Here is a 669-nt window from a genome sequence, read left to right as displayed (position 1 = left end):
TGAGATACTCTTATGCAGCTTTTGTGATAAGTAAAATACCATAAAACGGAAAATTAAATGGCATTGAAACAAATAGGGAAGTGTTTAAAAAACACTTATTAACAACAAATTTTATTAAACTGAATAAATTATATGAAAAAAATGCGATATCACTTAATGTTAATCATTGGATTTTTTCTGACTACTGTTCTTACTGGTTGTTTGTGTTATAAACCAGAAGTTCGACCAAAAACGTTACCCAATGCAACATTGGGTAATCCCTATTATGCTAAAATTGAAGTTTTTGGTGGTCACGCTAATCGCCGTCACTTTTACTATGATATCCAACCAGAAAAATCAGGCCTTGAATTATCTCCTAGAGGTTTAGGAACAAAACGTGTTTCCTATAATGATTTCGAAGTAAAAGGAACGCCTAAAGTTACAGGAACAATCAGAATAGAACTTTCTGGAACTACTTATGGAACAAATACATGTCCGGGAAAAGACTTTAAGAAAGTTTATACCATTAAAGTTGAAGAATAGTATCAGGATTGGTTTAGATTTTATGAAAAAACTTCAACATCATTTAATGTTAATCATTGTACTTGGATAGGCTACACTAATTAGTACCAATTTTATAAGGTCATTGTTATGATAAACCAACAATAAAAAAAGGTAACAATAATGACA

General features: G+C 30.5%; 1 protein-coding gene. It reads left to right on the top strand.

Features of this window, described 5'->3' with window-relative positions; genetic code table 11:
* Positions 1–132: 132 nt before the first annotated feature.
* Complete coding sequence (locus tag H3S73_RS13520) at positions 133–522, top strand: hypothetical protein (RefSeq protein ID WP_198236982.1); 390 nt, start codon at positions 133–135, stop codon at positions 520–522.
* Positions 523–669 lie beyond the last annotated feature (147 nt).

The sequence above is a fragment of the Gilliamella sp. B14384G12 genome, from assembly GCF_016101825.1.
GTDB lineage: Bacteria > Pseudomonadota > Gammaproteobacteria > Enterobacterales > Orbaceae > Gilliamella > Gilliamella apicola_N.
This window is presented reverse-complemented; position numbering and strand designations above follow the sequence as displayed.